The 8402-nt window shown below is 43.9% G+C and carries 2 protein-coding genes, 2 tRNA genes and 3 rRNA genes; all 7 read left to right on the top strand.

The annotated features are described in order from the left end of the window. Window positions 1–460 precede the first annotated feature (460 nt). The 7 genes from NHF50_RS02505 to NHF50_RS02475 all read left to right on the top strand — a co-directional run bounded on the left by NHF50_RS02505 (window position 461) and on the right by NHF50_RS02475 (window position 8210). Window positions 461–1978 (top strand): 16S ribosomal RNA (locus NHF50_RS02505). A gap of 77 nt (window positions 1979–2055) precedes the next feature. Beyond that, window positions 2056–2129, top strand: a tRNA-Ile gene (locus tag NHF50_RS02500). Between the two features lie 92 nt (window positions 2130–2221). After that, a tRNA-Ala gene (locus NHF50_RS02495) sits at window positions 2222–2295 on the top strand. A 91-nt stretch (window positions 2296–2386) separates the two neighbouring features. Beyond that, window positions 2387–5256, top strand: a 23S ribosomal RNA gene (locus NHF50_RS02490). 125 nt (window positions 5257–5381) lie between these two features. Next, window positions 5382–5491, top strand: a 5S ribosomal RNA gene (gene rrf / locus NHF50_RS02485). The 16S, 23S and 5S rRNA genes sit together here with 2 tRNA genes alongside, the layout of an rRNA operon. Window positions 5492–5918: 427 nt before the next feature. After that, window positions 5919–7955: a hypothetical protein gene (locus NHF50_RS02480; RefSeq protein ID WP_252774950.1), complete on the top strand. Its 2037-nt coding sequence runs from the start codon at window positions 5919–5921 to the stop codon at window positions 7953–7955. Window positions 7956–8036: 81 nt separating this feature from the next. Further along, window positions 8037–8210 carry a hypothetical protein gene (locus tag NHF50_RS02475; protein WP_252774949.1) on the top strand — a complete coding sequence of 58 codons (174 nt, stop codon included), beginning with the start codon at window positions 8037–8039 and terminating at the stop codon, window positions 8208–8210. The last annotated feature ends 192 nt before the right edge of the window (window positions 8211–8402 follow it).

Below are 8402 nucleotides of genomic sequence, written 5' to 3'. Positions count from 1 at the left end.
ATAAAAAAGTTTGCGAGAATGGAAAAAGCTACTACTTTTGCACCCGCAAATCAGCCGAGATATGTTTTTAAATAAAGCGATTTAGGGAGGTTTGAGAGGTTCATAGAAAGGGTGTTAAAACGGGAAAAATATTTTGAAAAAAACTTGAAAAAATATTTGGATTGTAAAGGATAAACACAGTATCTTTGCCCTCCGCAAGATGAGAGTTCTTTGGAAGCGTTAAGGTTTTAAATTTAACGAGAAATACTGAGAAAAACGAGTTTTAAAATTTTTGAAAAAAAATTAAAAAAAGCTTGCCGGTTAAAAAAGAAGTTGTACTTTTGCACCCGCTAAACGAAAGAATAGCGAGAATAAAAAAGAAGACACGTTCATAGACATATTGAATTGACAGCATACAAAAAAGAGAGTAAGGCGAATTAATTAGACGAATGACCAAGTATCGTACGAAATTAAAAATACTACGATGAAGAGTTTGATCCTGGCTCAGGATGAACGCTAGCGGCAGGCCTAACACATGCAAGTCGAGGGGTAGAGTTAGCTTGCTAACTTGAGACCGGCGCACGGGTGCGTAACGCGTATGCAATCTACCTTGTACAGGGGGATAGCCCAGAGAAATTTGGATTAATACCTCATGGTATTTTAGAGTGGCATCACTTTATTATTAAAGATTTATCGGTACAAGATGAGCATGCGTCCCATTAGTTAGTTGGTGTGGTAACGGCACACCAAGACGATGATGGGTAGGGGTCCTGAGAGGGAGGTCCCCCACACTGGTACTGAGACACGGACCAGACTCCTACGGGAGGCAGCAGTGAGGAATATTGGGCAATGGAGGCAACTCTGACCCAGCCATGCCGCGTGCAGGAAGACGGCCCTATGGGTTGTAAACTGCTTTTGTACGGGAAGAAACACTGGTATGTATACCGGCTTGACGGTACCGTAAGAATAAGCATCGGCTAACTCCGTGCCAGCAGCCGCGGTAATACGGAGGATGCGAGCGTTATCCGGAATCATTGGGTTTAAAGGGTCCGTAGGCGGCCTTATAAGTCAGTGGTGAAATCTTCTGGCTCAACCAGAAAACTGCCATTGATACTGTAAGGCTTGAATATTTGTGAAGTAACTAGAATATGTAGTGTAGCGGTGAAATGCTTAGATATTACATGGAATACCAATTGCGAAGGCAGGTTACTAACAAATGATTGACGCTGATGGACGAAAGCGTGGGGAGCGAACAGGATTAGATACCCTGGTAGTCCACGCCGTAAACGATGGATACTAGCTGTTCGGATGCAAATCTGAGTGGCTAAGCGAAAGTGATAAGTATCCCACCTGGGGAGTACGCACGCAAGTGTGAAACTCAAAGGAATTGACGGGGGCCCGCACAAGCGGTGGAGCATGTGGTTTAATTCGATGATACGCGAGGAACCTTACCAGGGCTTAAATGGGAGACGACAGTTTAGGAAACTAGACTTTCTTCGGACGTCTTTCAAGGTGCTGCATGGTTGTCGTCAGCTCGTGCCGTGAGGTGTCAGGTTAAGTCCTATAACGAGCGCAACCCCTATCGTTAGTTGCCAGCGAGTAATGTCGGGAACTCTAGCGAGACTGCCGGTGCAAACCGAGAGGAAGGTGGGGATGACGTCAAATCATCACGGCCCTTACGTCCTGGGCCACACACGTGCTACAATGGCCGGTACAGAGAGCAGCCACTTAGCGATAAGGAGCGAATCTATAAAACCGGTCTCAGTTCGGATTGGAGTCTGCAACTCGACTCTATGAAGCTGGAATCGCTAGTAATCGGATATCAGCCATGATCCGGTGAATACGTTCCCGGGCCTTGTACACACCGCCCGTCAAGCCATGGAAGCTGGGGGTACCTGAAGTCGGTGACCGTAAGGAGCTGCCTAGGGTAAAACTAGTAACTGGGGCTAAGTCGTAACAAGGTAGCCGTACCGGAAGGTGCGGCTGGAACACCTCCTTTCTAGAGAAATCGATACGATTTATTCGAGATGAGTTTTACTCTCGCTGTTAGTTCAAAAATTAAAGCTAAAAATACAGAGTCTCGTAGCTCAGCTGGTTAGAGTACTACACTGATAATGTAGGGGTCGGCAGTTCGAGTCTGCCCGGGACTACTAATTTTAGTTTTAAAGAATAGGAAATTCTAGGTGTTGGCTAACCGTTTAAAGTTACTGTTAACTGTAGACTGTTAACTGATCACTGAGACGGGGGATTAGCTCAGCTGGCTAGAGCGCCTGCCTTGCACGCAGGAGGTCATCGGTTCGACTCCGATATTCTCCACGAGATCGAGAGATCAAAAGTTCATTGACATATTGAGATACTAAAAAACAAAGTAGAAAGAAAACACAAAGAATACGAAAGTATTAAAGTACAATAAGCAAAATAAGGGCGTATGGGGGATGCCTAGGCTCTCAGAGGCGAAGAAGGACGTGATAAGCTGCGAAAAGCTACGGGGATTGGCACATACGAATAGATCCGTAGATATCCGAATGGGGCAACCCACTATGTTGAAGACATAGTATCCGATAGGAGGCGAACCCGCTGAACTGAAACATCTAAGTAGGCGGAGGAGAAGAAAACAAAAGTGATTCCGTAAGTAGTGGCGAGCGAACGCGGATTAGCCCAAACCAATGTTGTTACGGCAATATTGGGGTTGTAGGACCACGATATTTCTTACGGATTGAATTAGAATAACCTGGAAAGGTTAACCATAGAGGGTGATAGTCCCGTATAAGTAAGAGAAGATAAGGATAGTGGTATCCTGAGTAGCGCGGGGCACGTGAAACCCTGTGTGAAACTGGCGGGACCATCCGCTAAGGCTAAATACTCCTGAGAGACCGATAGTGAACCAGTACCGTGAGGGAAAGGTGAAAAGAACCGTGAATAACGGAGTGAAATAGATCCTGAAACCATACGCTTACAAGCGGTCGGAGCCCTTTTGGGGTGACGGCGTGCCTTTTGCATAATGAGCCTACGAGTTACCGTTGCCGGCAAGGATAAGCACTTCAGGTGTGGATCCGTAGCGAAAGCGAGTCTGAATAGGGCGCCATAGTCGGTAATGGTAGACGCGAAACCGTGTGATCTACCCATGGGCAGGTTGAAGCTGTGGTAACACATAGTGGAGGACCGAACCGGTTGACGTTGAAAAGTCTTCGGATGACCTGTGGGTAGGGGTGAAAGGCCAATCAAACTCGGAAATAGCTCGTACTCCCCGAAATGCCTTTAGGGGCAGCGCTGGCTTAGTTTATTAGAGGTAGAGCTACTGATTGGATGCGGGGGTTTCACCACCTACCAATTCCTGACAAACTCCGAATGCTAATAAATGTTTACCAGCAGTGAGGGCATGGGTGCTAAGGTCCATGTCCGAGAGGGAAAGAACCCAGACCATCAGCTAAGGTCCCCAAATGTATACTAAGTTGAAAAAACGCGGTTTGTCTGCTTAGACAGCTAGGATGTTGGCTTGGAAGCAGCCATTCATTTAAAGAGTGCGTAACAGCTCACTAGTCGAGCGGACGAGCATGGATAATAATCGGGCATAAGTATACTACCGAAGCTATGGCATCGAAAGATGGGTAGGGGAGCATTCTAAACTGGGTTGAAGGTGATCTGTGAGGATTGCTGGACTGTTTAGAAAAGCAAATGTAGGCATAAGTAACGATAATGCGGGCGAGAAACCCGCACACCGAAAAACTAAGGTTTCCTCAGCTATGCTAATCAGCTGAGGGTTAGTCGGGTCCTAAGGCAAACCCGAAGGGGGTAGTCGATGGCCAACGGGTTAATATTCCCGTACTACTTATAATTGTGATGGAATGACGGAGTGATGAAAGCACCGCGAACTGACGGAAGTGTTCGTTGAAGTATGTAGCTATAAGACCTATAGGCAAATCCGTAGGTTTTGGTGAAATACGATAGTACTCGGAGTCTTCGGACAAAGGGATAGTGTGCCTAAGGGCTTCCAAGAAAAGTTTCTAAACTTAGATTATAAGTACCCGTACCGTAAACCGACACAGGTAGTTGAGGAGAGAATCCTAAGGTGCTCGAGAGATTCATGGCTAAGGAATTAGGCAAAATAGACCTGTAACTTCGGGAGAAAGGTCGCCAGCAGCAATGCTGGCCGCAGTGAAAAGGTCCAGGCGACTGTTTATCAAAAACACAGGGCTCTGCAAAATCGTAAGATGAGGTATAGGGCCTGACACCTGCCCGGTGCTGGAAGGTTAAGAGGAGATGTTATCTTCGGAGAAGCATTGAATTGAAGCCCCAGTAAACGGCGGCCGTAACTATAACGGTCCTAAGGTAGCGAAATTCCTTGTCGGGTAAGTTCCGACCTGCACGAATGGTGTAACGATCTGGACACTGTCTCAGCCATGAGCTCGGTGAAATTGTAGTATCGGTGAAGATGCCGATTACCCGCAGTGGGACGAAAAGACCCTGTGCACCTTTACTATAGCTTAGTATTGACCTTGGACACGTGATGTGTAGGATAGGTGGGAGACTTTGAAGCGGCGTCGCCAGGCGTTGTGGAGTCATTGTTGAAATACCACCCTTTGCTTGTCTGAGGCCTAACCCTGCGGATGTAGGGGACATTGCTTGGTGGGTAGTTTGACTGGGGTGGTCGCCTCCAAAAGAGTAACGGAGGCTTCTAAAGGTTCCCTCAGCACGCTTGGTAACCGTGCGTAGAGTGCAATGGTATAAGGGAGCTTGACTGAGAGACATACAGGTCGATCAGGTACGAAAGTAGAGCATAGTGATCCGGTGGTTCCGTATGGAAGGGCCATCGCTCAAAGGATAAAAGGTACGCCGGGGATAACAGGCTGATCTCCCCCAAGAGCTCACATCGACGGGGGGGTTTGGCACCTCGATGTCGGCTCGTCACATCCTGGGGCTGGAGAAGGTCCCAAGGGTTGGGCTGTTCGCCCATTAAAGTGGCACGCGAGCTGGGTTCAGAACGTCGTGAGACAGTTCGGTCTCTATCTACTGCGGGCGTTAGAAATTTGAGTGGATCTGATTCTAGTACGAGAGGACCGAGTTGGACGAACCTCTAGTGTATCTGTTGTCTCGCCAGGGGCACCGCAGAGTAGCTACGTTCGGAAGGGATAAGCGCTGAAAGCATATAAGTGCGAAACCCACCACAAGATGAGATTTCTTTTAAGGGTCGTGGAAGATGACCACGTTGATAGGCTATAGGTGTAAAGGCAGTAATGTCATAGCCGAGTAGTACTAATAACCCGTAAGCTTATGTACACGCTCTTCCCCGCTGCAAGGCGGGGGGAGAACTTTCTTAAGGTTTTTTATTATCTCAGTATGTTACAATATTGCAACCGATGTTGCAGTCTTAAGTAAAGTATTTTTACTTTAGACTAAAAACTTAAGGTGGTTATAGCGTCGGGGCTCACCTCTTCCCATTCCGAACAGAGAAGTTAAGCCCGACAGCGCAGATGGTACTGCAATCCTGTGGGAGAGTATGTCGCCGCCTTTCTTTAAGAGGATCATATAAAATATGATCCTCTTTTTTTTATCCTGTGGGAGAGTATGTCGCCGCCTTTCTTTAAGAGGATCATATAAAATATGATCCTCTTTTTTTTACCCTATTTTTGAGAATGGGGGGATGACTTTTTTGAATAACATCTTTTTAACGTTATAATTGTGAAAGTAAAGTTAAAAAGGTTAAAAAAGTGTATTTAGCTTTGGACTTCTTTTTTTGTCAAATAATTGAATAGTATCTTTACTTTGTTTTTATCCCTCAATTGAACTTTTAAGAATTCTCTTTTTTGAGAATTGTCTAGTTGCTTTTTTAACTCATCATTATTTTTTAACTTTTTAAAAAGGATTTTTTTAACATCCCCTTTTAATCATTCCTAAGGATTTGACTTCTAGTTGATTTGGTTGAATAAAACCTAATTATTATGGAAGTAAAAACTATTTTTAATGGAATTAAAGGAATATGTTGTTTCGACCTTATTCTTTTTAGATGGAAAATAAATGAAGGATATGCTAATTTAATGCAAACTAAATTAGTGTATCTTTTTTTTATTTTAATGCTTTTGTTGAATATACCGAATGGTTATTCACAGATCATTATTGAACAAGGAACTGTTAAAGCTAATTTTGGAGTAGATGCTGATATTTATTCAGATGTTACAACATTTACAAATCCCGTTTGGCCTAATCCACAAAACACAGATGATTGGTTTAAGTTGAATGGAGGTACTGGTAAAGGGGTAATAGATGTTACTTCAGCTTCGGCATTGAGTCAGATACAGAATTTACAAACAGATCCTAATGCATCAGCTGAACTAAGAATGGCATATCCGTATTTTTCTGTTGTTGACGGAAGATATTGGATAGATGCAGTTTATTTGAGAGACCAGCAAACATCAGGAAATTATAAGGATGGAAATGTATTTTCCGGACAAAGTAATAAAAATTTTGATAATCCTAATACTTGGGTTATCGGTTTGGGTGATGTCCCTCAAAAGAATGATATCATTGATGTTTTCGGACATCTTAGACGTGACGGAACGGATATATTATTGAATCCGGAATGGGGATTTGTCGGACTATCAACCAGAAATGATAATGGTGATAGTTATATTGATATTGAATATTTCAGAAAAAAAATAGAAGTAGGTGGGAGCGGTATTGTTTCAACTGCAACCGACGGAGGTAGAACAGCTTGGCAGTTTACAAATACAGGTATGCCCACTCAATTAGGAGATATCATTATATCACTTGATTTTTCTAATGGAGGTGTAGGAGTCACAGGTAAGATATACATTTGGATGCGCCTTGATGATAAAAATACAGCTTATTTTGATAATTTCAATACTTTGCCGGACAGACCATTTAGATTTGTAAAGGCCGGAAATAGTTATGTTAATTATTCCGGGGGTGATGGTGCCGGTGGTTTTGGCTATGCCAGAATTGAATTGAAAAATATAGGTGATCCGACAGCTATTTTTTCTGCAATTAATGCCGGAGCAAATGTAGACGCGCCTAGTTGGGGAACGATCAATAGTAGTGGAGATATTGCTTCGACTTATGCCCCGATTATTTTTTATGAATTTGGGTTCAATTTAACGGCCTTAGGTTTCGATAGTTCAGCCACACAAGTGGGATGTATAAGCCCTTTTGGTAGTGTAATTGTTAAAACGCGTTCATCTGATTCATTTACAGCAGAACTTAAAGATATTGCTGGTCCGATTGAATTAGGAGCCGATTTAGAAGTTGATGTAGCCATTGATGGAGATACATTGATTGATTGTACAGAAACAACGACTACTTTAACGGCTACTGCTTTACCGGCAACTAATAATTTTGTGTATCAATGGTATTTTAACGGAAATGCAATACAAGGTGCAACTACTAATACCTTGGTTGTTTCTGAAGCTGGAAATTATACTGTAGAAGCAACTATTGTTTTGGGAAGTATTCAAGGGTGTACAGCATCTAATAGTGTAGATATTACGGTTGTTCCACCGGTGCCAATTCAATTGAATTGTCCGAGTAATGTTCAAATGCCGAGTTGTTCAAGTCAAGCTGATATTAATTCTCAGTTTGAAGCTTGGTACAACAGTTTTACGGCAACAGGGGGAACCAATCTGCAAACTCAGATAATTGTAACGGATGCCCAGGGAAACACAGTTATTTTAGGAGATCCGATTGTAGGTCCGTCAAAATGTGGTGGAATTTATAATGTGTCGGTTCAGGTGTCTGACGATTGTAATCAGTCAGATCAATGTAGTGGAACCTTTACGGTACTACCGGATGATGAATTACCTGTTATCGTAGATTCTGGCGATATCGACTTGCAAGGTTGTAACACGCCTTGGCCGGTGGAAGTCACCACAAGCTGGAGAGATAACTGTGGTGTAAACGGAGAGACCAGTGGTACTTTATACGGAGTAGCAGGAGATGTGGTAACCAACGGTTGTACACAATAAATTGATTATACGTTCACTATTACAGACGACTGTGGCAATCAGGCAGTACCTGTAGTGATCCGTGTAAGCCGTCACTACGATATGGAATTACCTGTTATCGTAGATTCCGGCGATATCGACTTGCAAGGTTGTAACACGCCTTGGCCGGTGGAAGTCACCACAAGCTGGAGCGACAACTGTGGCGTAAACGGAGAGACCAGTGGTACTTTATACGGAGTAGCAGGAGATGTGGTAACCAACGGTTGTACACAATAAATTGATTATACGTTCACTATTACAGACGACTGTGGCAATCAGGCAGTACCTGTAGTGATCCGTGTAAGCCGTCACTACGATATGGAATTACCTGTTATCGTAGATTCTGGCGATATCGACTTGCAAGGTTGTAACACGCCTTGGCCGGTGGAAGTCACCACAAGCTGGAGCGACAACTGTGGTGTAAACGGA

Origin of the sequence: Flavobacterium sp. NRK F10, from assembly GCF_024054235.1 — a bacterium.
In the GTDB taxonomy this organism is placed as follows: domain Bacteria; phylum Bacteroidota; class Bacteroidia; order Flavobacteriales; family Flavobacteriaceae; genus Flavobacterium; species Flavobacterium sediminis.
Note: the sequence above shows the minus strand (reverse complement) of the source record. Positions and strands in the feature narration are given on the sequence as shown.